Source organism: Streptomyces globosus, assembly GCF_003325375.1.
Classification (GTDB): Bacteria; Actinomycetota; Actinomycetes; order Streptomycetales; family Streptomycetaceae; genus Streptomyces; species Streptomyces globosus_A.
In genome coordinates this window covers 1,635,020-1,656,983 of sequence record NZ_CP030862.1, presented here as the reverse complement: position 1 = coordinate 1,656,983, position 21,964 = coordinate 1,635,020, and the positions used below count along the sequence as shown (strand labels likewise).

Here is a 21,964-nt window from a genome sequence, read left to right as displayed (position 1 = left end):
CTGGGGAACGCCCCCGCCCCCACCCGGGTCACGCCCCGGCCCACCCCGCACCGCGCCGGGCCGGAACCCAGGCACGGACGAGCCGCCCGCCCGGCGCCCCGAGACGGCGCCCCGCTGCCTGGCTTCCGGCAGTGCGCCTCGGGGTCGGGGCGGGCTGGGGCGGGGTGCGCGGGGCGGCGGTGGGGAGCGGGGGTGGGGCGGGAGGTCATCGGTCTGTTCCCTTCCGGCGGCGGTGGGTGTGGGTGCGGCGGCCGGGCGGGCGGGTGGTGTCGGCCGCCGCGGTGCGGCGGGGGTTCCTGCGCCTGCGTTCGGCGCGCAGGCAGGCCCGCAGGCCCTCCGGGTCGATGCCCTCGTTGCAGGCGTGGTGGAGGAGTTGGGCGAAGCGGTAGTCGGCGTCGGCGCGGAGGGCGAGGCCGAGGGCGATCCGGGCCGTCGGCTCGTCGCCGGCGGACCAGGAGAGCCAGCCCGCGAGGGTGAGCGGGGCCGCCGCGTGCTCGCCGTAGGCGCCGACGCAGCGCCTGGCGAGGGCACGCCACAGGCGCAGGGCGGCCGCCGATTCGTCGTCCTCCATCCACTCGGCCGCGATGTCCCTGGTCTCCCGGTCCTGGAGGCCGAGGATGACGGAGGCGGCCTCGTCGTGGCCGAGGAGGGCGTCGTCCCAGTCGTCCGCGCAGGGGCCTCCCTCGGCCGGCGGGGCCAGGGAGAGGCGCCGCAGGAGGGTGCGGGCCAGGGTGACGGTCTCGGCGCCGACCTGCTCGCGGGTGGCCCCGTCCAGGATCTTCGGCACGAGGGCGGCTGCGGCCCGGTCGAGGGCCTGTTCCATCTCCAGGGCCAGGGGGCCGCGAAGCGGGGACAGCCCGGCCTCCAACTCGCGCAGGGAGCCGCGGATCCGCAGTCCGGCGAAAGTGGCGGCCGCCGCTGCCACGGAGGTGCCCGGGGCGGCGAGGGGCAGGCCCTCGGCCGGGCAGCAGCGCTCGTCGGGGCAGCAGTAGGACCAGTACCGGCCGCCCGAGATGCACACCGCTTCGAGGACGGGCACCTCAAGTGCCCCGCAGGCCAGCCGGATCCGCTGGGCCAGGGGCCGCAGCCGGTCCACGACCCGCCGGCCGCTGTCTCCGGGCTCCGGGTCCTGGCAGAGGAACAGGATGATGCCGTCGGGCCGGCCGGCGCGCCGCTCGCTGCCGTGGACCAGGCATTCGGCGACCTGCCGAGCCGTGTCCTCCCACTCGGCCGGCACCGGGGGGATGCCGAGCCGGAGCCGGCCGCCGAAGCGGCCGCCCTCGCCGTGCACGGCGACCATCACCAGGGAGTCGGTGGGGTGGAAGCCCAGCATGTACGGCAGGGCGTCGGCGAGTTCGCCCGGGCTGCGCAGGGTGACCCGCGGCGGGGCCGGGTCTCCCGGCGGGCGGGAGGGCGGCTCGTGGGACGGGGTGCGGGATGCGTGGTCGTTCGTCATGCCCCGAAGGTCCCGCGCCCGGTGCCACCCCCGAAAGCCCTGTGGATAACTTCCCTTGTTCGACGAGACTTTGATCCTTCAATTTCCACAGGGGTGGCGCGCCCGGGCCCTGCCCCGGTCCCATGGGAGGGGACACGGCCGCGGCCATGCCTTTCGGGGCGGTGGAGCGGTCATGGACGGCTCGAGGACGATCCGAGTGGTGGTCCACCGGGCTGTGCCATGGTCCGCTCCGATCATCGGCGCCGACAAGGAGGCAGGATGCACACTCAGACTGGCCGGGGGACCGGACTGGTGGCCCGTTCGGCAGGACTGGCCGCCCTGGCCCGCCGCCACGCCCCCGACGCCGAGGAGCAGCGCCGCCTGGCGCCCGACGTCGTGGAGGGCATGCTGCGGACGGGATTCGCCCGGCACTTCGTCCCCGCCGCGTTCGGCGGGACGGAGGGGACCTTCGAGGAGTTCAACGCCGCCGTGGCCACCGTCGCCGAAGGCTGTGCGGCCACCGCATGGTGCGCGTCGGTCGCGTCGAGCCTGGCGCGGATGGCTGCCTGCCTGCCGCGGGAGGCGCACGCCGCGATATGGGGCGAGGGGCCCGACGCGTTCGTGGTCGGCTCGCTCTCCCCCGCCGGCAGGGCCGTTCCGGTACCGGGCGGCTGGAGCGTGTCCGGCTCCTGGGCGTACATCAGCGGCGTCGACCACTCCGACTGGGCCGTGCTCTGCGCCGTCGTACCGGGCGGCGGGAGCACCCCGCCGGGGCCGCCGCCGGCGCGGCTGTTCGCCCTGCCCCGTACCGACTACACGGTCAAGGACACCTGGACCGGCTCCGGCATGCGCGGCACGGGCAGCAACACCCTGATCGCAGAGGAGGTGTTCGTACCCGAGTCGCGGAGCGCCGAGCGGCAGCGCCTCTTCGACGGACTGCCCCTCGCCTCGGACGCGGACTGCCACACCGTCCCCGTCCAGGCTGTCAACGGGCTCTCCTGCGCGCCGATCGCCCTCGGCGCCGCGCGCGAGGCGCTGCGGCTGTGGACCGGCGACACGGTGCAGCGGCTGGAGCGCGGCGCCGGCCGGCCGGGCGTGCCGGGGCCCTCCAGGAACACGTACGAAGCGGTCCTGACCCGCAGCGCCGGCGAGATCGACGCTGCCGCGCTGCTGCTGGAGCGGGCCGCGCGCCTCGCCGACGGCGGCGCGCGCATCACGGCCGAGGAGACCTCCCGCAACGTCCGCGACTACGCCATGGCCACCGAGCTGCTGGTGAACGCGGTGAACCGGATGTTCGCCACCGCAGGCACCTCCGGCCAGACCTCCGACAGCCCGCTCCAGCGGATCTGGCGCGACGTCAACTCGATCGCCACGCACATAGCCCTGGCCTTCGACCCTGCCGCGGCACAGTACGCGTCCCACGCGTTCCCCCGCTGAGGCGGGACTGCTCCGCCGGCCGGTGCCGCGGGCGCCGGGCGCCCGGCTCCGGCCGGCGGAAACACCCCGTTTGACATGGAGCGCGCTCCAACAGCCAGCATGACGGGCAGGCATCGACCCGCCCAGGAGGCACAGCATGACCGACATCCCCACCCGGCACTTGGGCGCACTGGCGGTTTCCGCCCAGGGCCTCGGCTGCATGGGCATGAGCCACGGCTACGGCGCCACGGACGACACGCAGTCGATCGCGACACTGCGGCACGCCCTCGACCTCGGAGTGACCCTCCTGGACACGGCCGACTTCTACGGCTCGGGTCACAACGAGGAGTTGATCGGCAAGGCCGTCGCCGGCCGCCGCGACGAGGTCGTCCTGGCGACGAAGTTCGGCTTCGCCAACCGCCTCGGCGAGCCCACCAGAGTCCGCGGCGACGCCGCCTACGTACGGCAGGCGTGCGAGGCGTCGCTGCGCCGGCTCGGGGTCGACCACATCGACCTGTACTACCAGCACCGCGTCGACCCGCAGGTGCCCATCGAGGAGACCGTCGGCGCGATGGCCGAGCTGGTGCAGGCGGGCAAGGTCCGCCACCTCGGGCTGTCCGAGGCCGGCGCCGGGACCATCCGGCGGGCGCACGCCGTGCACCCGATCGCCGCGCTGCAGAGCGAGTGGTCGCTGTGGTCGCGGGACCTGGAGGCGGAGACCGCCCCGGTCTGCCGCGAGCTGGGCGTCGGCTTCGTCCCGTACGCGCCGCTCGGGCGCGGCTTCCTCACCGGCAACTACGCCTCCGTGGACGGGCTGGCCGACAACGACGTCCGGCGCGGCCACCCCCGCTTCGCCGACGGCAACAGGCAGCGCAACCTCGCGATCGTGGCACGGCTGGAGGAACTGGCCGCGGCGAAGGGCGTGACCGCCGGCCAGCTGGCCCTGGCCTGGCTCCAGCACCGCGGCGAGGACGTCGTGCCCATTCCGGGCACGCGGCGGGTGCGCTACCTGGAGGAGAACCTGGCGGCCCTGGCCGTGGAGCTGTCCCCCGAGGACCTCGCCGCGATCGAAGCCGTCGCCCCGCCCGGGCGGTTCTCGGGGACGCGCTACGACGCGACCGGCCTCGGCTTCGTCAACGGCTGAGGCCCGCGAGCGGCCGGAGCAGCCACCAGCATCCGGGCGGTGCCTCTGCCGGCTGCGGAGTGCCGCCCGCGGGCCGTGCACGGCCCGCCTTCCAGGGCCTGCTCCTGGCCGTTCCCGGGCTCCGGCGCGGCCGTCCGGCGGGCGGTTCGGAACCGCCCGGCGGCATGTGAGATCTTCACGTCCACCCGTGTTCGCGTCACTGGTTCGCCGCTCGACCGGACTGCGATGCTGGCTCCATGGAATTCGGAGTTCTCGGACCGCTCGAAGCCCGTATGCACGACGTCTCCGTGGTGCCCACCGCTGGAAAACCCCGACAGATCCTCGCGCTCCTCGCGATCCGCGCCGGCCGCGTCGTCCAGGTGGAGACGCTGATGGCCGAGTTGTGGGGCAACGCCATCCCGCGGAGCGCCGCCACCACGCTCCAGACCTACATCCTCCAACTGCGCCGCAAGCTCACGGAAGCCGGCGTGGAGCGGACCGGCCGCACGGCCAAGGACGTCCTGGCGACCTGCTACGGCGGGTACCGGCTCGCCCCGGAGGACTTCACCCTCGACCTGCTGGAGTTCCAGCAGCTGGTCCGCCAGGGCGACCGCGCCCTGGCCGACAGCGACCCCGGCTCGGCTTCCGCGCACCTCAGCCGCGCCCTGCAGTTGTGGCGCGGGCCGGCCCTCACCGACGTACCCGTCGGGGAGATCCTCGGCACGGAGGTCATCGGCATGCAGGAGGAGCGCGCCTGGGCGCTGGAGATGCGCCTCGACGCCGACCTCAGCCTGGGCCGGCACGCGGAGATCATCGGCGAGCTGCGGATGCTGGTGAGCCAGCAGCCCATCCACGAGACCTTCTCCGCCCAGCTGATGACCGCGCTGTACCGCGCAGGACACCCCTGGCGTGCGCTCGACGCCTTCCAGGCGCTGCGCCACGCACTGATCAAGGAGCTGGGGGTGGAACCGTCGCCGCGGCTCCAGCGGCTTCACCAGTCCATCCTGGCCAACGACACCGACCTGCACCTGTCCGCCCCGGTCCCCCATGCGCTGCCGGCCTAGCGGAGGCACGGGGGAACGTACGCAACGACGAAGCTCCTGGTGCACGGGTCCCGATCCCACGGGCCCGTGTCCGCCAGGAGCTTCGTGCGTTCCGCCCGCAGGCGGCCGCCGGCGCCGCCCACCGCCGGCCGCCGGCGGGTCAGGCCGCCTGGTCGTAGGCGACGGCGCGGGAGCGCAGCCGGAAGCGGTCGCCCGCGGTGTCGATGACGTCGTGGAGGACGATGCTCACGCCGATCTCCGGCTGCTCCCGCGGGCGGGTCTGCACGATCAGGGCGTAGACCGTCGAGACGAGGCTGCCGTCCTCCTGCGGGTCCAGGACGATCTGGTTGAAGTAGTGGCGCAGTTGCGTCGGGTTGCCCTCGAACTGCTTCATGAAGGCGCGCAGCTCCTCCAGGATGGCCGCGGGGCCGACGGCGGGCTCGGTGCCCGGGGTGAGGGCGAAGCTGCCGTCCTCGGTGAACGTCCCGGCGTGCTCCTCCAGCCGGCCGTTGTCGAGCGCCTGCATCTGGCGGGCGTAGAAGTGCTGTACCTGGGCGTAGAGTTCGCTGCTCACCGCGGCGCTCATGGCCGACCTCCGTGTCGGGGCGGAAAATGACGTGGGCAAGATGCACCAGGCCGCTCGAGATCCTCTTGAGACCCGGTGGTGCGGCCCGGCGCGCGGGCCGCCGCACCCGCGGTCTGCGTATGCGGCGGCCCCCTGCTCTCAGAGGGTCTGGAGGGCCAGGCGGCTCTCCGGTTCCCAGGTGCCGAACTCCCCCCGCTGGTAGAGGGCGGCGGTGCCGGGATAGGTCTCGCTCTCCTCGATCCGCCCTATCAGCAGCAGGTGGTCTCCCGCCTCGACGGTCTGGACGAGCCGGCAGCCCGCGTACGCGACGGCCGCCTCGGTGAGCACGGGCACCCCCGCGAGCCCGGCGCGCCAGGCGACGCCCTCGAACTTGTCCTCCGACTTGCCCGCGAAGGTCCGCGCCGTCGCCTGCCCCTGCCGGGCGAGGAAGTTCAGCGCGAACACCCCCGAGGAGAGCATCGCGGGGAGGGTCCGGGACCCCTTGCCCACGCACACCAGGAGCAGGGGCGGGGCCGCGGAGACCGCGGAGAAGGCGTTGCAGGTGAATCCGCTCGGCTCGCCGTCTTCGCCGAGGGTGGTGACGATCGCCACCGGGGTTGGAAACGTACCGAATACCTGGCGGAATGCATCCGCGTTCAGCATGTCCACTCCGTCGACCAGTCGCGGGCCTCTCCCGCTGCTGGCGGCACTATTGAGGCAGTGGCCAGAAGGTGCCTGGAGGAACCCTCGAGGCCGGAGCGGGCCGCTCTGGAGCGTTCAAGCGGGACGCGGTGCGCCCCCGGTCATGCCGTGTTCGTCGACGAGGGTGGCCAGCCCGGCGCCGGCGAGGTAGCCGACGATGTCCTCGGTGACCTGCCGCGGCAGGGGGAGGGCTGCGGAGACCGCGGTGAGCGTGGTCGGCCAGGCCAGCGTCATCGCCACCCAGGCGGCCTCCTGGCGGTGCAGGACGACCCGGTGGGGGGAGTCGTCGGACTCGAGCACGCAGCCGGCGCCCGAGTCGGGCACGGTCAGCGCGACGTGCCGGGGCAGCCGTACGCGGCAGTCGCCGGTCGGGCGGATCCGCACGAACGGCGCCCCCGACGACAGCGGGAACACCGACAGCAGCGGCCCCTTCAGGTCGTCCACGCCGAGGGTGCGCACCACGAGGTGCGAGAGCCTGTCGAGGGTCGGGAGGGCGGTGCGGCACTGGTCCTCGGGGCTGCTCAGGGCGTTGGCCAGCAGCACCGGCCCGAGCTCCATCCTCCGCAGCACCTCCCGTACGGCGGGGCTGGGCTGGTCGAGCCGGTCCTGCCCCCAGCGGCTCGTGAGCAGCAGCGCGCCGCCGGCCCCCTGGTCGATGATCACGTCTTCGGAGAGCGACCAGAGATGGAAGGTCCGGGGCCCTCCGGTCGTACGCCGCATATCGCACCTCTCTTGCCTGGCGGAGGGATTCGTCGAGTATGGAGCCGGCCCCCGGCCCACGACAGCCTCTGCGCCGAACAGCCACCACGCATCCTCGTCCAGTCCGGGCCGCCTGCCGGGCGGCGGGCGGGGCGAGTTGACGGAGTCCGGGCAAGTCCGTCCGCCGAGTCGGGGCGGGGCGGCCGGGATGCGCGGCGGGCCGCGGCGCCGCTGCGGGGCCGGCGCCCGTGCGCACGGCCTGCTGCGGCGCCGCGGCCCGCGGCACGCCGGGGTCAGGAGCGGGCGGAGGCTGCGCCGCTCCTCCGGCCGAAGAAGAAGGTCACGAGCATCGCGGCGAGCGCGAAGGCACCGGCGGCGAGCATCGCCGGCCGCGGGCCCGAGGCGTCGATGACCAGGCCGCCGATGAAGGAGCCGATGCCGATGGCCCCGTTGAACGCGGCGACGTACAGGGAGGAGGCGGCCTCGCTCTCCTCGGGGACCAGGCGCATCACCCAGGTCTGCAGCGCCACCGGCAGCGCCGCGTAGACGATGCCCCAGCAGACGAGCATCGCGATGACCAGCGGACCGCTGGCGCCGCCCGCGTACATGACCGCCATGATGAGCGCCATCAGGCCGGTGCTGGCGATCAGGCTGGTGCGCAGGGCCCGGCCGACGACCGCGCCGGCGGCGAAGTTGCCGACGAGGCCGGCCGCGCCGAAGACGAGCAGCAGCGCGCCGACGAGCGACGGGCGGATGCCGGTGACCTCCTCCAGGTACGGGGCGACGTACGTGAAGGCGAGGAAGTGGCCGCTCATGATGAGCGCGGTGACACCGACGGCGACGCGTAGCGCCCGGTGCCGCAGCACGTGGACGAGCGCCTTCAGGTCGCCGCGGCCCTTGGCCGGGAGGGCCGGCATGAAGAGCAGGCTCGCGGCGAGCACGAGGAAGCCGAGGAGGCCGACGCAGACGAAGGCGGTGTGCCAGCCGGCGGACTGCCCGACGGCGGTCCCGAGCGGGGTGCCGGCGACGGAGGCGAGGGAGATCCCGCCGAGGACGACCGACGTGGCCTTCACCGCGTGCCGTTCGGGGACGAGCCGGACGGCGACGGCGATCGCGATGGACCAGAACACGCCGTGCGCGAGGGCGACGATGATGCGCGCGGTCAGGAGCAGGGCGTAGCTGGAGACGACGGCGGCCATGAGGTTGCCGGCGATGTAGAAGGCCATGAGGGTGACGAGCAGCCACTTGCGGTCCATGCGCCCGGTCAGCGCCGTCAGGGGCGCTGCGGTCACGGCGGCGATGGCGGCGAAGCCGGTCACCAGGAAGCCCGCGGAGCCGAGGGAGACGGAAGTGCCCTCGGCGATGGACGGGAGCAGGCCGATGGGCAGGGTCTCGGTGGTGACGAACGAGAACACGCCGAGGGCCAGTCCGATCACGGCCAGCCAGCCGCGCCATGCGGAGCCCGGTGGGGCCTCCGCGGACGGGGTGGCCGCGTCGGACGGGCCGGGCGGCGGCGCGGTGGCGAGGGCCCCGGCGGCGGGGGCCCCGGCTCCGGGGTGGTCGGTGCGCTGGCTGGTGGCACTGTGGGACATGGTGGCTCCCGGGTCGGTGGTCCGGTGGTGGGGGTCTCGGGGGGCGTCGTGTGCGAGGGCGGCCCGGAGCGCGGAGTGGTGCGCCAATGCCGGTGCCCGTTCAGCTCGCGCCGATGGGGTTCGCTGACGCATTGTGCGGCGCCCGCGGCGAGCGGATGAAGTGCTTCCTGATCGTGGTGGTGGGAGCACCAGCCGGTGGCCGGTTCGCTGTGCCCCCCGGCCGGAAACCCGTCCTGTCGCAGCCCTGTTGGCGCCCCGCGGTGGTGGTGGCACCACCCGGATGAACCGACCCCGGCACGGTGGCGGTGGTTCCGGTAGCTTTCCAGGCATCCGATGCCTGCCGGGTCGCCACCCGTGGTGCGCAGCCGTGGAGCGATCCCCCGGCCCCGTCCCCCGGCGTCCCACCCAGCCCCTTCCCCCCCCTCGGACCAGGGCATCGGCGTATCCGGTGCCGCCGCCGGAAGCCCGCCGCCGCCGCACTCGCGGCACCACTCAGTTCGCGGATCCCCCCTCTTCCGAAGGAGCAGAAACGTGTCGACGGACAGCATGCGTGTGACGGAGGTCGAGGCGGCGGGCAGCACGTCCCCGCCAGCCGCCCCGGCGGCGCCTGGACGTGCCCGGGTGACCCGCCTCGACACACTGACCGGCCTTCGCTTCCCCGCGGCCTTCGTGGTGTTCCTCTACCACGCGGCGCTCCTGGCCTTCCTCGGCGTGCCCTGGCTCAGCAGCAGCTCGGCCGCGGTCGCCTACTACGACGCGGTGGCCCACGCCGGAGCGCTCGGCGTCACGTTCTTCTTCGTGCTGAGCGGCTTCGTCCTGACCTGGTCGGCCCGGGAGACGGACACCGCGCCGCGCTTCTGGCGCCGCCGGTTCCTCAAGATCGTCCCGAACTACGTGCTCGTCTGGGCACTCGCCATGCTGGTGTTCGCCGCGCCGATCACGGACACGACGACCGGGCTGCTCAACTTCTTCATGGTCCAGGTCTGGTATCCGGACTTCGCGATCAACTTCGGCGTGAACCCGGCCGGCTGGTCGCTGGGCGTGGAGGCAGTCTTCTACCTCCTGTTCCCCGTCCTGATCCACTGGATCCGGAAGATCCCGGCGCACCGGCTGAACCTGTGGGCCGCCGCGGTGGCCGCCGGGATCATCGCGACGCCGTTCCTGTCGGAGCTGCTGGTCCCGGCCGGCACGGCGATGATGGACACCGAGCCCGGCACCTCGGTGAACCAGTACTTCGTCTCCTACATCCTGCCGCTCCCCCGCGTGCTGGACTTCGCCCTCGGCATCCTCGTCGCCCGCTCCGTGATGGCAGGGCGCTGGCGCAACATCGGCATGGTGTGGTCCGGCGTCCTGCTGGCCGTGAGCTACGCCGTCGGCTACTTCACCCCGCCGATCTACTCGACGCGCGCCGTGTGCGTCATCCCGGCCGCCCTGCTGATCGCGGCCGGCGCCATCGCGGACGCCGAGGGCAGGTTCACGCTCTTCCGGAACCGCGTGATGGTCTGGCTCGGCGACATCTCCTTCGCCTTCTACCTGGTCCACTACACGGTGATGGTCGCGCTGTGGAAGCTGCTCGGCAGCAAGGCGTACTCGGTCCCCGAGGCCGTCGCGCTCGCCGTGCTGTTCATCGCCGCGGGAATCCTGGCCTCCTGGGCGCTGTACGCCCTGGTGGAGCGGCCGATCACCCGCCGCTGGTCGAGCCCGCGCAAGAAGCCGGCGGTCGTGCGCCCCACCCCCGAGCCCCTCTCCCTCGCCACGCAGGGCGCGGGCGAGAGGTAGGCGCCGCCGCCGAGCGTACGGCCCGTCCCCGGAGGGGGCGGGCCGTACGCCGTGTCCTGGCGCGGGTGCGCACGTGCACGGCACGTACACCGCACGCGCCCGTACGGGCCCCGCGGTCAGCCGGCGAGGCCGGCCGCCGCGCGCAGGCCCGCGGCCGTGGAGACGTACCCGAAGAGCCGGCCGCCGGGGTCCACGGCGGCGGACTCCTCCAGCCCGCCGAGGTGGACGGGGACGAAGCCGGCGTCGTGCACCAAGGCCTCCGCCACCCGGCGGGCCCGCGGGTCGCCGGAGGCGATGCCCATGCCCCAGAAGTGCCGCTGCTGGGTTCCGCGCGACCACAGCAGTTCGTCGGGGAAGTGGGTGAACGCGCGGGCGACCGAGCTGTGCGGCAGCCGCTCGGCGGTCCAGCTGCCCTGGGTGGTGCCCGGGCCGAGCTGCGAGACGAAGAGCCCGTCTTCGGAGACGCCGATCGGGCTGGTCGCGTCGATCACCGTCTTCCCGGCGAGCCGGTCGGCCAGCTGCTCCAGCAGTCCGCCGAGCACCGGGTTCGGGACGGCCAGCAGGACGACGTCACCGGCCTCGACGGCCCCCGCGTACGTCGCCGCGCGCGCCCGGTCGCCGAGCAGTTCGACGAACGGGCCGAGCCTGCCCGGGTCGCGGGAGCCGAAGGTCACCGTGTGCCCGGCGGCGAGCCAGTGCCGGCCGAGCGGGCGGCCTATGTTGCCCGCGCCCAGGATGCCGATGGTCATGGGGCGGGTCGAACCGGTGGTGGGGGCCATGCTTCCAACTCCTGTTTCTCATGCGGCCGGTGGGGCCTTGGGTGTGCGGTGGCGCTGTGCCTGGAGGCCGCCGGTCCGTGCAGACGGCCGTCGGCCGCCGGTCGTGTGTGACCGGCGGCCGACTCGGGGGCTGTCCTCAGTGGGGGCTGATGTCCGGCCAGACCAGGGCGGTCGAGCCCCACGTCACGCCGCCGCCGAAGGCGCTCATCAGCACCCGGTCGCCCGGACCGACCTGCCCGGCGGCGATCGCGTCGGCCAGGGCGAGGGGGATGGAGGCAGCGGAGGTGTTGCCGACACGGTCGAGGTTGACCACGGTGCGCCCGCGGTCCATCCCGAGCTGGTCGGCCACGGCGTGCAGGATGCGGACGTTGGCCTGGTGGCCGACGAACCAGTCCACCGACTCCGGCTCCCATCCCGCGCGCCGGAGCATCGCCTTGGACGAGGCCGCCATGCGGGTGACCGCATGCCGGAAGACCTGCTTGCCCTGCATCGTGAAGTAGCTGTCGGCAGGGCGCCCGCCGACGGAGGAGCCCGCGCTGTCGGCGGCCTCGCCGGCCGCCTCGGAGCGCTGCCGGGAGCCGCCGCCGGGGACCGTGATGAGGTCCTTCAGCGAGCCGTCGCTGCCGAGGTCGTATCCCAGCAGCGCCCCCGGCTCGTCCGGTTCGCCGGCCCGCAGCACCACGGCCCCGGCGCCGTCGCCGAAGATGACCGAGGTGGTGCGGTCGGCCGGGTCGAGGATGGTGGAGTACGTCTCCGCGCCGATGACGAGGACGCGTTCGGCGGTGCCGGAGGCGATGGCGCCGGCCGCGGCCGCGAGGGCGTAGACGAACCCGCTGCACACGGCGGCGATGTCGTAGGCGGCCACGTTCCCCAGTCCCAGCCGGGCGGCGACGTCGGGGGCGGTCGCCGGGCACGGGTGGTCGGGCGTGGTCGTCGCCAGGACCACCAGGTCGACGTCGGCGGATCCGGCCGACTTGAGCGCCCGCGCGCCCGCCTCGACCGCGAGGTCGCCGGTGGCGGTGCCGGGGTCGGCCCAGTGGCGCCGGGTGATGCCCGTACGGGTGCGGATCCACTCGTCGGTGGTGTCCATGGTGCGGGAGAGGTCGTCGTTGGTCACCACGCGGGGCGGGACGTACGTCCCGAGGCCGGTGAGGACGGCTGCCCGGGTCATGCCGCCACCTCCTGGGCTGCGGACGGGTGCGCGTGGGGCAACACGTGGGTCAAGGTGGCCTCCCTGGTCGCCGGTGCGGGACGCCGCTACCGGGCACGGTGGAAAGGGGCCGCGCTCCGCTCGGGCAAGAGGGGCGGACGCGAGACGGCGTCGCCGGCGGGCCGTGGTGCACGGCCGGCGGGCGCGACCCGGCACGGACGGCGCGTACGGCGCGCCGTCCCGGATGCGTACGTCGATTCTCCGCCGCCGGCCGGGCGCGTTCCAGACCGTACGGGCACTGTGGGTACGGGCGGTGGTGGCGGGAACACCACCCTCCCGGCGGCGCGCACGCGGAAGCCCCCGGCCGCGGGCCGGGGGCTTCGGAGGGGACGGGACGGGGCGCTACGGCCAGACCGGTGCGGGGCCGGCGATGCCGGGCGGCAGGTACACGAGGAGGCGGTGGCTGGCGGCGTCGTCCAGGTCCATGGTGAACAGCACGAAGGAGAGGTGTCCGGCCTGCGGGTCGTCGACTTCGACGGTGGCCGGGCCGAACGCCTCGACCTCGTGGCGGTCCCACAGGTCGGCGAAGAAGGGGTCGGCGGCGGCCAGGGCGTCGGCGATCTGCTCGTAGCGCGGGTCGTCGGGCCCGTACGAGGCCTGGAGGCGGAACCGGGCGGCCATCTGCCGGGCCAGTTCCGGCCGGTTCAGGTAGCGGGCGCCGTGGGTGCCGGTGAACAGGCTGGTGAGGAAGTTGCCGTTGCCGTCACGGGTCAGGCGCAGCAGGTCGGCGGCCTGGCGGTTGGCGGCGACGACGTCCCAGTAGCGGTCGATGACACAGGAGGGCCCCGACAGCTGGGTGTCGACCATCCGCTGGAAGACCTCCGGGTCGGCGGTGCCGAGGGGCCGCAGGGGGACGGGCGGGTTGGCGTCCGCGAGGCGGTACAGGTGGACCCGTTCGAGCTCGTCGAGCCGCAGGGCGGAGCTGATCGCGTCCAGGATGCCGTCCGACACCTTGATGGGGCGGCCCTGCTCCAGCCAGGCGTACCAGGACGCGCTGACTCCGGCCAGGACCGCGACCTCCTCGCGGCGCAGGCCGACCCTGGCGCGCCTGCCGGCGGTCGCCAGGCCCACGTCCTCGGGGGAGAGCGCGGCTCGGCGGGTGCGCAGGAAGTGCGCCAGCTGGGTGCGCCGCTTCTTCTTCGTCTCGGCCCCGGGGGGCGTGGCGTCCATACCGACCGAAGGTAGGTCACACCGACACGCACTGTCAGCGGCGAGAATCACACTGCGCACGGTTCGGGCCACACAGGCGCAGGCACCGCCGGGCCCACCGGACACCGGGAACTCGGCCACAACACCGCAGCCGTGAATGAGCGTCAGCGTACGCCGTCCCACAGGACGTCCTCCAACTCGGCGAAGAAGCGGTCCTTGTCCTCGCGGTGGAAGAAGTGCCCGCCGGGCAGCAAGCGGAACGAGAACGGCCCGCTCGCATGGAGTCGCCACGCCTCCGCGTCCGCGGCCGGGACCAGCGGGTCCCGGTCACCGAGCATGGCGTGCACCGGGCACGGCAGCGGCCGGTGGCCGGCAACCGGATTCCGGTGGGTGGCGGCGACGCGGAGGTCCTCGCGCAGCCGGTGCACCACGGACCTCATGCGCGCGGGGCTCTCCCGGAGCAGCCGACCGGCTCCACCGAGACCCAACAACAGCTCGAGGGACGCACTATCGGACAGTCCTACGGTTGGGCCGGGCGCAGCCTGAAGGTGCGGCGCGCGGTGGGCACCGGCCACGAAAGACGCAGGTGGGCGCCGCCCCGCGGCGACGATCCGCTGCGCCGCACCGTGGGCGACCAGCGATCCCATGCTGTGCCCGTAGAAGGCGTAGGGCCCGTCGAGGAAGGGAGTCAGCTGACGTGTCACCTCGCGTACGAGGGCGTCCATCGTGCTGACGGCGCCGGGGACGCCCCCCGGGGCCGACGACCTCGGGGGCATGGACACCGGGACCACCTCGACGCCGCGGCCGAGGTGCTGCCCCCAGCCCGCGAACGACCAGGGGCTGCCGCCCGCGTGGTGGAAGCAGAACAGGCGGAGCCGAGCGGTCCTGCTCCTCCTCGGAACCCGCTCCGCCGTACCCGCCGCCGTGGCTGCCGGGATGTTCTCCGCTGTGTGGAACATGCCGCCAGTGTGATGCCGGGTGCCGACGGGAGGGAGTGTCTGTCGAACCGGTTGGTGCCACCACCAGCGGTGGGACCGACAGCCGGAGCCGCACGCCCCGCTCCCTCCCCCCGGCACCCGCCGTCCGCCCACCGCCATCCGTCACCGAAGTCCTGTGTAGAAGGAAAGAAGTCGAGACATGCAGACAGCTGCATCCGCACCGGCATCCGGACTGCTGCGGCGAGCGAGGCTGCGGCACTTCCTGCGGGCCCGCCGGGAGCAGATCACGCCGGAAGAGGTCGGGCTGGTGAACTTCGACCGCCGGCGGACCCCCGGCCTGCGGCGCGAGGAGGTGGCGGCCCTCGCCGGCGTCGGGGTGTCCTGGTACACCTGGCTCGAACAGGGCCGGGACATCAACGTCTCCGAAGGCATCGTGAACGCGGTCAGCAACGCCCTGCGGCTGGAGGACTGCGAGCGCGACTACTTCCACCGGCTGGCCGGCCACAACCCGCCGCCGCGCACACCCGACCGCGGCCAGGAGGGCGGGCACGCGCGGATGCGGGCGCTCGTCGAGGGCTGGTCGCCGAATCCGGCGTACATCACCGACCGGTACGGGCGCGTCGAACTCGCCAGCCGCTCGGCGCGCTCCCTTTTCCACATCGGCACGCGCGGGCACAACTGCGTCGTGAAGTTCTTCACCGAGTCGGCGACCCGTGAGAAATACCCGGACACGGAGGAGGTGGGGCGCGGTCTCGTCGCGCAGTTCCGGGCGCAGTCGGCCCGCTTCCCACAGGACCCGGAATTCGGCCGAATTGCGGGCCGGCTCAGCGAGATGAGCCCGCATTTCGCGGAACTGTGGGACTGTCACGAGGTGGTCGGGCCCAATCAGGGGCTGCGCAGGATCGCGTTGCCGCAGGCCGGGGTGACGGTCTTCGACCGGGTGGTGATGCGGGTGCCAGAGAGCCCGGAATCCCTCCTGACCTTGTACATCGCCCAGTCCGGGGCGGAGCGGGCCGGCCGCCGGGACGAGCCGGCCGGGTTCGGGGCCGAGGCGGCCTGAGCCGTACGGGGCACCGGCGCAACCGGTTTTCCCACAGGTGGTGTTCGCACCACCATGATCGGGAGACACTTCCTCCGCCCGTTCGCGGATCCCATGATGAATGCGTTGGGACGCGGAGGATTCGATCCCCTGAATTCACCGGTTCCATTCTTTCTCGCGGCGGCGGTATGCCGTGTCCAACGGGCGCACAGGCCCTCGGATTTCGGCGTTCCCCCTTGATTCACGGAGGAATGTAATGGAGAATTCGATCGTCAGCCGGGTCGTCACCGTCCTCGGTGAGCTGGAGGTCTCGACGGCGGGCGTCACGCCCGACACCACGTTCGAGGCCATGGAGATCGACTCGCTGCTGCTGGAGGAGCTGGCGCTGCGCCTGCAGCTGTCCTTCGGCGTGGAGATCGAGATGGGCGAGCTCGTCCCGGAGCAGACCGTCGCGGAAGCCGCCGCGGTGATCGCCTCCAAGGGCGTCCCCGTCGCCTGACGCCCGCCCCTCGAACACCTCGCACCCCCCACGCGGCGGGCCCGACGGGCCCGCGTCCACGGGGCCTTCCCGATCCCCGGCCCCCTCGCATCCCCACACCGGTTCGGCACGCATCCCCCGGAACGGGCCCCACCCCGCGCCGTCCCCCGCCGCACCACCCACCGCCCTTCCCGTACCGTCCGAAAGGAACACCCCATGTCCTCCACCCTCCTCGTCCTGAACGAAGTCGCCGCGGCCCCCGGCAAGGCGGACCACGTCCTGGAGCAGTGGCAGCAGTTCAACCGGAAGGAGCCGGTCGCCGGCCGCGCCCTCTACCGCAGCCTGGACGACGACAACCTCCTGGAGATCACCCCCGTCGCGGAGGTGTCCGAGGTCGCCGCCCTCAACGCCCGCTGGCACGAGCTGTGGGACCTCGTCTCCGAGGACCTGGCCACCGACTTCCGCCGTCAGCTCCTCGACTTCGTCGAGGCCCCCAAGGACGTCGCCGAGCCCGTCCCGGCGACCCCGTACGTCCAGCTGCGCCACATCGAGGTCAAGCCCCGCGAGTACGCGGCGTACCGCGAGTGGCGCGAGAACACGATCTTCAACGTCGTCCGGCGGGCCGACGAGGTGAAGGCGTTCCTCGCGTACCACTCCCTCCTCAGCACCGAGCCCGGCGTGATGTTCGTGTCCGGCTTCGAGTGCGCGCCCGAGCAGTACCAGGCGGTCTTCACCTCGCCCGAGTACCAGGAGATCGTCCAGCAGGCCGGCGACCGCTACATCGTCGGCGGCGAGAGCGGCCTCTACACCCGCGTCTACCAGCGCGCCGATGTCTGAGACCGCGACGGCGGCCGCCCCGGCCGGGGCCGCCACCCCGCACCGCAGGGAGGTCCACGAGCTCTCCCCGACCACGCAGGGCCCGCTGTACCCGCCGAGCGAGGTCATGGACGGCGACGGCAACTTCCTGGTGGTGGGCATGGTCAACCGGCCCGCCCCGGGCGGCGGGACCGCACCCGGGTGGGGCGCGGCGGTCGTCTCGCCCGCCAGCCCCGTCCCGGAGTTCGGCCGGCTCGCCCCGTACACGGTCGTACGGGAGCTGGACACCGACCCGGACGGCGCGGACCGGGACGTCGTCCTGCACACGCTGCCGCTGCCCCTGCCGTGCAACAACTACCCGATGGTGTTCGCGCCCGAGCAACTGCCCGACGCCGACCGGGTCGTACGCCCCAGCCACGCCTTCCACGAGGTGCCGATCCCCGACCTGCGGGCCGAGGACGGCCCCAAGGTCACCGAGCCGGTGACGTTCGGGGAGTGGATGCGGGCGAGCGGCACGCTGGAGGTCGCCGTCACCCCCGACGGCCACGCGGGGACCTTCGACTTCCGGTTCTCCCGGCTCGTACCGAACAGCGTCTACACGGTGATGTCGCTGCGGGCCCGCGACCTCGACCCCGCGGGCCCCACCCGCCCGGGCCCGCTCGGCGTGCCCAACGTGTTCACCACCGACGCCGAGGGCTCCGGCAGCTACCACGCCACCCTGCCGAACCCGTTCCCCGACCCGGACCTCCCGGGCGCCAACCGGATCATCAACGTGGTCGTGCTGTGGATGAGCTACCAGCGCAGCTACGGCGGCGCCATCGGCGAGTTCGGCCTCGGCGGGGACATCCACGCCCACCTGAAGCTGCGCGGCCCGTCCTTCCCGGACCTGCGGACCACCGCCGCTCCGCAGACCTGACCGGCCCGACGCGGCAGAGCAGAACCACCAGAACCCGGAAGGGGTCCCATGCCCATCATCTCCGTCACCACCTGGGACGGCCAGGACGACGCCCAGTCCCGGGAGCTCCTGGAGGAGCTCACCCGGACCGTCCGGCGCGTCACGGGAGCACCGCTGGACAAGATCACCGTCTACATCCAGGAGGTGCCGCGCAACCGCTGGGCGGAGGGCGGCGCCCTGGGCAGCGACCCGAAGTTCCCCGAACTGAGCCGGCGCACCGCCGAATGACGCGATGAGCCCCCGGCGGACCGGGCGACGACCGCCGGGGGGCCGCGCGCCACGACATCCACCCAGGACAACGGGAAAGGTCACCAGCCATGACCCAGGAAACATCCCAGGCCGGCGAGGCCAGGACGGGCGCGCTCTTCCTCGTGGGCGACGTGTTCGCCGAGTTCGCCCACCACGAAGGCGTGTTCACGGTCTCCCAGCTCGCCAAGCGCATCAGGAGCGGGGCGTTCCCGGACGACGCCGGCAGCGGCCCCGTCCGCATCGCCCTCGGGCAGGGCGTCTCCCTGTTCGACGTGGCGTTCATCCGCGACACCCTGGACCGCCGCGGGCTCGGGGACCGGGTCGCCATCGACGACCAGGCCCTGCACACCCGCGCCGGACGGGAGATCGCACACAAGCACCGCCCGGAGAACGTGCTGATCTCCGACCCGCGCCCGGCCGGCACCGACTGGTACGAAGCCGACCTGCTCGTGGACGCCGGCAACGAGGTCATGTCCGACCACGTCACCGGCCAGCACATGCAGGGGATGCTCGCCACGGAGGCCGCGCGGCAGATGTTCATCGCGGTGGCCGAGCAGTTCTACCTGCCGACGGAGGCCGTCGGCAGCAGGTACTTCGTGATCGACTCCTTCTCCACCCGGTACCGCAACTTCCTCTTCCCGCTGCCCGCGGTGGTGCGGTGCCACGTCCTGTCCCACCGCTCGCCGCACCACACGCGGACCGCGTTCCACTGCGCACTGTCCGTGACCCAGGGCGGGTCGGAGACCGCGGGCATGGACGTCCGGTTCACCGCCTTCGACACGCAGGTCTCCCACGCCAAGGAGACACGGGCGGCGCAGCGCTCCCTCCAGGACGGCGTGGCCCTGGCGACGGCCGAGGCGGCGGCCACCGCCCCGGCGCGGTCCGAGGTGGGCGCGTCGTGACCACGGCGGACAGCTGCACCTGAAGTGGCGGCCCGTACGGACAGCGGGCCGCCGACCGCCCCCGCAAGGAGCCAACCCATGTCAGACACCACCCGGCCCCACACCGTCTTCAGCGACGTCGACGAGACGCTGATCACCGTCAAGAGCATGTTCGACTTCCTCCACTACCGGCTGGTGCGCCTGCACGGCGCTGCCGGCGAGGAGGAGTACGAGCGGATCATGGCCGTGCTCCGGCGGCGCGCCGCCGACGGCGTGCCCCGCGAGGAGATCAACCGCGCCTACTACCGGCACTACGCCGGCGAGGACGTCGCGGCGGTCACCGCGCTGGCGGACGACTGGTACACCGAACGCGCCGCCTCCACCCGCGGGTTCTGGATCGACTCCACGCGCGAGGCCCTGCACCGCCACCGCGCGGCCGGCGCGTCCGTCGTCCTGGTCTCCGGCTCCTTCCCGCCCCTCCTGGAGCCGCTCGCCCGCGAGATCGGCGCCGACGCGATCCTGTGCACGCGCCCGCTGGCCGACGGCGGGACGTACACCGGCGAGGTCGCCGTGCCCGTCATCGGCGAGGGCAAGCGCGAGGCCGTACTGGCCCACCTGGCCTCCCGCCCCGACACCGACCCCGGGGACTGCTGGGCGTACGGGGACCACGTCTCCGACCTGCCCATGCTGGAGCTCGTCGGACACCCCGTCGCCGTCGGCGACGACCCGGAGCTGCGCGAACGCCTCGCCCTGCGCGCCGAGACGACAGCCGCCGCCCGATGAGCGGACCGCGCTTCCACGTGCTGCTGGGGCCCGACGGGGCCGGCAAGTCGTCGGTCATGCGGCGCCTCGCGGCGCAGCTGCCGGAGTGGCGGCTGGTGTCGGCGGACAGGGCGTTCGTCGCCCCCGAGCACGACCTGGTCAACAGGCTGCGGCAGGACGTGCACGAGCACCTCCTGCCGGGCCTGGGCACCGCGTACTCCGCCGACTTCATGGCGAGCGTGCTGCAGACGGCCGTGGTCCACCTCAGGGACCAGCTGGACGGCCCCGACCCGCGCGTCCCCGTGCTCGTGGACTCGTACTACTACAAGATCCTCGCGAAGTGCCGGATGGCGGGCGTCAGCGACAGCCGCCTGTACTCCTGGTGGCGCTCCTTCCCGCAGCCCGCGCGGGTGGTGTTCCTCGACGTGTCCCCCGAGACGGCCTGGCACCGCAGGGCGGACGGGGCCCGGCTCAACGCCCTGGAGTACGAGGGCCGGGACGGCCGCTGGGCGGACTTCGAGCGCTACCAGAAGAACCTGCGGAAGATCCTGCTGGAGGAGGTCCGCGACGTGCCGGTGACCGTGCTCGCCGAGCAGTCCGACCCCGACCGCGCGGCGAGGGCCGTGCTGGAGGTACTGGCCGCATGAACGTTTCCTCCGTCTGGCACGCGCCGGGCCACGCCGTCCGCTACCGCGAGCGCGTCTTCGCCGCCCGCACCCGGCTCACCCGGGACCACACCGACCTCCCCGAGGCGCAGCGGCGCGCCCTGACCGACCTCGTCGGCTTCAACGCCTCCACCGCGTTCGGCCGGGCCCACGGCCTGGGCCGCGTCCTGACGATGGAGGACTTCCGCTCCGCCGTCCCCGTCCGCGACTACGCCGACCACGCGCCGCTGATCGAGCGGACGGCCGCCGGCGAGCGGAACCTGCTGTCCGCCGACACCCCCGCCGTGTACTTCACCAGCAGCGGCAGCACCGGAGCGCACAAGAAGGTCCCCGTCACGCCCCGCTTCATGAAGACGACCTTCATGCCGTTCTACTACGCGGCCTGGGCCCCCCTCGTCGAGCACTTCCCCGAGGTGCTGGAGCGCCCCGACGCGGTCCTGAACCTCAAGCACGACCCGCTCACCGCCCCGCCCACCACCGCCGACGGCCGGCCACACGTCGGAGCCAGCCAGGTCGACTTCGGCGCCCGCTTCGGCGAACCCCTCTCCGCCGAACCCGGCACCGGCGCGCCCTGGGCGGCACTGCCCGTCCCCACCGACCCCGCCGACCACCTGGAGCGGGCCTACCTGCGGCTCCGGCTCGCCGTCCAGGCCGACCTGCGCTGCATGATCGGCATCAACCCGGCGATGGTCGCCGCCGTCCCGTACCAGCTGAACCTGTGGTGGCCGCGCATCGTGAAGGAGGTCCGCGACGGCACCCTCGGCGGGCTGCCCCACGGCCGTCCCGACCCGGCGCGCGCCGCCGAACTGGAGCGGCTCGCCGATTCCTCGGGCAGGGTGCGCCCCGCGCAGGTGTGGCCCCGGATGCGGGCGCTGTTCTGCTGGACCACCGGAGTGGCCTCCCTCTACCTGCCGGCGCTGAGCGGGGAGTTCGGCGCGGACGTCGCCGTCCTGCCCGCGCCGGTCGCCGCCTCCGAGGGGCCGGTCGGCGTGGCGCTGGACCGGCACCCGTCGGCCGGCAGCCTCACCGCCTCCGCCTCGGTGTACGAGTTCGTGCCCGCGGAGGAGGACCTCCGCCCCGACAGCGACACCCTGCTGCCCGACGAGCTCGAAGCCGGCCGCGACTACCACGTGGTGTTCAGCCACGTCGGCGGCCTGTACCGGTACGCCGTCGGCGACGTGGTCCGCGTCGTGGACACCGCCGGAGGGGTCCCCCGCGTCGAGTACGCCGGCCGCGGCGGCCGCTCCGACGCCGCCGGCGAGCGCCTGCGGGACGCCGAGGCCGTCCGCGCCCTGCACACCGCCCTCCGCCCCGGCGGGCTCGCCCTGCGGAACGCCGCCTGCCGCGTCGAGCCGTCGCCCGGCGGCACCCCGCACTACGTCTTCGCCGTCTCCCCCCGCGGGCCCTGGCCGCCGGCCGGGGCCGCGCGCTTCACCGCCGCCCTGGACGGGGCGCTGTCCGCAGAGTCCGCCGGATACGCAGCCGCCCGCGCGGCCGGCCGCCTGGCCGCCCCGTCCCTGCGCCTCCTCGACGCCGAGGCCTTCGACCGCGACTGGCACGCGGCGGTCGCCTCCGGCATCCGCCCCACCCAGGTCAAGGACCGCCTCTTCCGGCAGGACGACGCGCTGTGGGGGCGTCTGACCGCCGCGCCGAACGGCTGACCGCGCCGCCCGGCCCGCCGGCCCCCGG

The 21,964-nt window shown here is 73.7% G+C and carries 22 protein-coding genes; 13 read left to right on the top strand and 9 right to left on the bottom strand.

The genetic code is table 11. From position 1 onward, the window contains the following. Positions 1–205 precede the first annotated feature (205 nt). A complete protein-coding gene (locus C0216_RS07730) occupies positions 206–1,456 on the bottom strand; it encodes a DUF4192 domain-containing protein (protein WP_174250357.1) in 1,251 nt (416 codons plus the stop codon). Positions 1,457–1,714: 258 nt separating this feature from the next. Between C0216_RS07730 and C0216_RS07725 the strand changes: the two genes are divergently transcribed. The 3 genes from C0216_RS07725 to C0216_RS07715 all read left to right on the top strand — a co-directional run bounded on the left by C0216_RS07725 (position 1,715) and on the right by C0216_RS07715 (position 5,038). Continuing rightward, positions 1,715–2,872 (top strand): acyl-CoA dehydrogenase family protein, encoded by a 1,158-nt coding sequence (locus C0216_RS07725; protein WP_114054545.1) that lies wholly within the window; start codon positions 1,715–1,717, stop codon positions 2,870–2,872. A 136-nt stretch (positions 2,873–3,008) separates the two neighbouring features. Beyond that, a complete protein-coding gene (locus C0216_RS07720; RefSeq protein WP_114054544.1) occupies positions 3,009–3,995 on the top strand; it encodes an aldo/keto reductase in 987 nt (328 codons plus the stop codon). 236 nt (positions 3,996–4,231) lie between these two features. After that, positions 4,232–5,038 carry an AfsR/SARP family transcriptional regulator gene (locus tag C0216_RS07715; protein WP_114054543.1) on the top strand — a complete coding sequence of 269 codons (807 nt, stop codon included), beginning with the start codon at positions 4,232–4,234 and terminating at the stop codon, positions 5,036–5,038. Positions 5,039–5,177: 139 nt separating this feature from the next. On the opposite strand, the gene C0216_RS07710 is transcribed toward C0216_RS07715, so the two are convergent. The 4 genes from C0216_RS07710 to C0216_RS07695 form a co-directional block, all read right to left on the bottom strand. Further along, complete coding sequence (locus C0216_RS07710; protein ID WP_114054542.1) at positions 5,178–5,603, bottom strand: nuclear transport factor 2 family protein; 426 nt, start codon at positions 5,601–5,603, stop codon at positions 5,178–5,180. 138 nt (positions 5,604–5,741) lie between these two features. After that, entirely contained in the window at positions 5,742–6,245 is a 504-nt protein-coding gene (locus tag C0216_RS07705) for a flavin reductase family protein (RefSeq protein WP_114054541.1), read from the bottom strand. Positions 6,246–6,359: 114 nt separating this feature from the next. Beyond that, on the bottom strand, positions 6,360–7,004 hold the full coding sequence (locus tag C0216_RS07700) for an NADH oxidase (RefSeq protein WP_162793130.1): 645 nt from the start codon (positions 7,002–7,004) through the stop codon (positions 6,360–6,362). A 272-nt stretch (positions 7,005–7,276) separates the two neighbouring features. Then, complete coding sequence (locus tag C0216_RS07695) at positions 7,277–8,575, bottom strand: MFS transporter (protein ID WP_114054539.1); 1,299 nt, start codon at positions 8,573–8,575, stop codon at positions 7,277–7,279. Between the two features lie 531 nt (positions 8,576–9,106). Between C0216_RS07695 and C0216_RS07690 the strand changes: the two genes are divergently transcribed. Beyond that, the gene (locus tag C0216_RS07690; RefSeq protein ID WP_246042370.1) at positions 9,107–10,354 is read left to right on the top strand and encodes an acyltransferase family protein; all 1,248 of its coding nucleotides are present in this window, start codon (positions 9,107–9,109) and stop codon (positions 10,352–10,354) included. A gap of 116 nt (positions 10,355–10,470) precedes the next feature. Here the strand turns inward: C0216_RS07690 and C0216_RS07685 are convergent, their stop codons facing one another. The 4 genes from C0216_RS07685 to C0216_RS07670 form a co-directional block, all read right to left on the bottom strand. Further along, complete coding sequence (locus C0216_RS07685) at positions 10,471–11,133, bottom strand: NADPH-dependent F420 reductase (RefSeq protein WP_114054538.1); 663 nt, start codon at positions 11,131–11,133, stop codon at positions 10,471–10,473. A gap of 136 nt (positions 11,134–11,269) precedes the next feature. Next, positions 11,270–12,304 (bottom strand): beta-ketoacyl-ACP synthase III, encoded by a 1,035-nt coding sequence (locus C0216_RS07680; RefSeq protein ID WP_114054537.1) that lies wholly within the window; start codon positions 12,302–12,304, stop codon positions 11,270–11,272. Positions 12,305–12,685: 381 nt separating this feature from the next. Continuing rightward, positions 12,686–13,513 (bottom strand): helix-turn-helix transcriptional regulator, encoded by an 828-nt coding sequence (locus C0216_RS07675; protein ID WP_114054536.1) that lies wholly within the window; start codon positions 13,511–13,513, stop codon positions 12,686–12,688. Positions 13,514–13,656: 143 nt separating this feature from the next. Beyond that, a complete protein-coding gene (locus C0216_RS07670; RefSeq protein ID WP_114054535.1) occupies positions 13,657–14,451 on the bottom strand; it encodes a thioesterase II family protein in 795 nt (264 codons plus the stop codon). A gap of 178 nt (positions 14,452–14,629) precedes the next feature. On the opposite strand from C0216_RS07670, the gene C0216_RS07665 reads away from it, so the two are divergent. The 9 genes from C0216_RS07665 (at position 14,630) to C0216_RS07625 (ending at position 21,936) form a co-directional block, all read left to right on the top strand. After that, positions 14,630–15,490 carry a helix-turn-helix transcriptional regulator gene (locus C0216_RS07665; protein ID WP_114054534.1) on the top strand — a complete coding sequence of 287 codons (861 nt, stop codon included), beginning with the start codon at positions 14,630–14,632 and terminating at the stop codon, positions 15,488–15,490. Positions 15,491–15,725: 235 nt separating this feature from the next. Then, positions 15,726–15,968: a phosphopantetheine-binding protein gene (locus tag C0216_RS07660; protein ID WP_114054533.1), complete on the top strand. Its 243-nt coding sequence runs from the start codon at positions 15,726–15,728 to the stop codon at positions 15,966–15,968. 195 nt (positions 15,969–16,163) lie between these two features. Beyond that, positions 16,164–16,784 (top strand): hypothetical protein, encoded by a 621-nt coding sequence (locus C0216_RS07655; RefSeq protein WP_114054532.1) that lies wholly within the window; start codon positions 16,164–16,166, stop codon positions 16,782–16,784. After that, the gene (locus C0216_RS07650) at positions 16,777–17,679 is read left to right on the top strand and encodes a hypothetical protein (RefSeq protein WP_114054531.1); all 903 of its coding nucleotides are present in this window, start codon (positions 16,777–16,779) and stop codon (positions 17,677–17,679) included. Before C0216_RS07655 ends, C0216_RS07650 begins: the two co-directional genes overlap by 8 nt. 48 nt (positions 17,680–17,727) lie before the next feature. Further along, complete coding sequence (locus tag C0216_RS07645) at positions 17,728–17,946, top strand: tautomerase family protein (RefSeq protein ID WP_114054530.1); 219 nt, start codon at positions 17,728–17,730, stop codon at positions 17,944–17,946. Between the two features lie 89 nt (positions 17,947–18,035). Further along, complete coding sequence (locus C0216_RS07640; RefSeq protein WP_114054529.1) at positions 18,036–18,869, top strand: AfsA-related hotdog domain-containing protein; 834 nt, start codon at positions 18,036–18,038, stop codon at positions 18,867–18,869. 78 nt (positions 18,870–18,947) lie between these two features. Further along, positions 18,948–19,631: an HAD family hydrolase gene (locus C0216_RS07635; RefSeq protein WP_114054528.1), complete on the top strand. Its 684-nt coding sequence runs from the start codon at positions 18,948–18,950 to the stop codon at positions 19,629–19,631. Then, the gene (locus tag C0216_RS07630; RefSeq protein ID WP_114054527.1) at positions 19,628–20,257 is read left to right on the top strand and encodes a hypothetical protein; all 630 of its coding nucleotides are present in this window, start codon (positions 19,628–19,630) and stop codon (positions 20,255–20,257) included. The genes C0216_RS07635 and C0216_RS07630 overlap by 4 nt, the downstream gene beginning before the upstream one ends. Beyond that, entirely contained in the window at positions 20,254–21,936 is a 1,683-nt protein-coding gene (locus C0216_RS07625; protein ID WP_114054526.1) for a GH3 family domain-containing protein, read from the top strand. The genes C0216_RS07630 and C0216_RS07625 overlap by 4 nt, the downstream gene beginning before the upstream one ends. The last annotated feature ends 28 nt before the right edge of the window (positions 21,937–21,964 follow it).

Bases quoted from the DNA above. Each gene is read 5' to 3' on its own strand.
- C0216_RS07685 (WP_114054538.1), bottom strand. From the start codon at position 11,133: ATGGCCCCCACCACCGGTTCGACCCGCCCCATGACCATCGGCATCCTG.
- C0216_RS07625 (WP_114054526.1), top strand. From the start codon at position 20,254: ATGAACGTTTCCTCCGTCTGGCACGCGCCGGGCCACGCCGTCCGCTAC.
- C0216_RS07730 (WP_174250357.1), bottom strand. From the start codon at position 1,456: ATGACGAACGACCACGCATCCCGCACCCCGTCCCACGAGCCGCCCTCC.
- C0216_RS07720 (WP_114054544.1), top strand. From the start codon at position 3,009: ATGACCGACATCCCCACCCGGCACTTGGGCGCACTGGCGGTTTCCGCC.
- C0216_RS07655 (WP_114054532.1), top strand. From the start codon at position 16,164: ATGTCCTCCACCCTCCTCGTCCTGAACGAAGTCGCCGCGGCCCCCGGC.
- C0216_RS07725 (WP_114054545.1), top strand. From the start codon at position 1,715: ATGCACACTCAGACTGGCCGGGGGACCGGACTGGTGGCCCGTTCGGCA.
- C0216_RS07700 (WP_162793130.1), bottom strand. From the start codon at position 7,004: ATGCGGCGTACGACCGGAGGGCCCCGGACCTTCCATCTCTGGTCGCTC.
- C0216_RS07680 (WP_114054537.1), bottom strand. From the start codon at position 12,304: ATGACCCGGGCAGCCGTCCTCACCGGCCTCGGGACGTACGTCCCGCCC.
- C0216_RS07705 (WP_114054541.1), bottom strand. From the start codon at position 6,245: ATGCTGAACGCGGATGCATTCCGCCAGGTATTCGGTACGTTTCCAACC.
- C0216_RS07695 (WP_114054539.1), bottom strand. From the start codon at position 8,575: ATGTCCCACAGTGCCACCAGCCAGCGCACCGACCACCCCGGAGCCGGG.
- C0216_RS07650 (WP_114054531.1), top strand. From the start codon at position 16,777: ATGTCTGAGACCGCGACGGCGGCCGCCCCGGCCGGGGCCGCCACCCCG.
- C0216_RS07645 (WP_114054530.1), top strand. From the start codon at position 17,728: ATGCCCATCATCTCCGTCACCACCTGGGACGGCCAGGACGACGCCCAG.
- C0216_RS07640 (WP_114054529.1), top strand. From the start codon at position 18,036: ATGACCCAGGAAACATCCCAGGCCGGCGAGGCCAGGACGGGCGCGCTC.
- C0216_RS07675 (WP_114054536.1), bottom strand. From the start codon at position 13,513: ATGGACGCCACGCCCCCCGGGGCCGAGACGAAGAAGAAGCGGCGCACC.
- C0216_RS07665 (WP_114054534.1), top strand. From the start codon at position 14,630: ATGCAGACAGCTGCATCCGCACCGGCATCCGGACTGCTGCGGCGAGCG.
- C0216_RS07670 (WP_114054535.1), bottom strand. From the start codon at position 14,451: ATGTTCCACACAGCGGAGAACATCCCGGCAGCCACGGCGGCGGGTACG.
- C0216_RS07710 (WP_114054542.1), bottom strand. From the start codon at position 5,603: ATGAGCGCCGCGGTGAGCAGCGAACTCTACGCCCAGGTACAGCACTTC.
- C0216_RS07635 (WP_114054528.1), top strand. From the start codon at position 18,948: ATGTCAGACACCACCCGGCCCCACACCGTCTTCAGCGACGTCGACGAG.
- C0216_RS07715 (WP_114054543.1), top strand. From the start codon at position 4,232: ATGGAATTCGGAGTTCTCGGACCGCTCGAAGCCCGTATGCACGACGTC.
- C0216_RS07630 (WP_114054527.1), top strand. From the start codon at position 19,628: ATGAGCGGACCGCGCTTCCACGTGCTGCTGGGGCCCGACGGGGCCGGC.
- C0216_RS07660 (WP_114054533.1), top strand. From the start codon at position 15,726: ATGGAGAATTCGATCGTCAGCCGGGTCGTCACCGTCCTCGGTGAGCTG.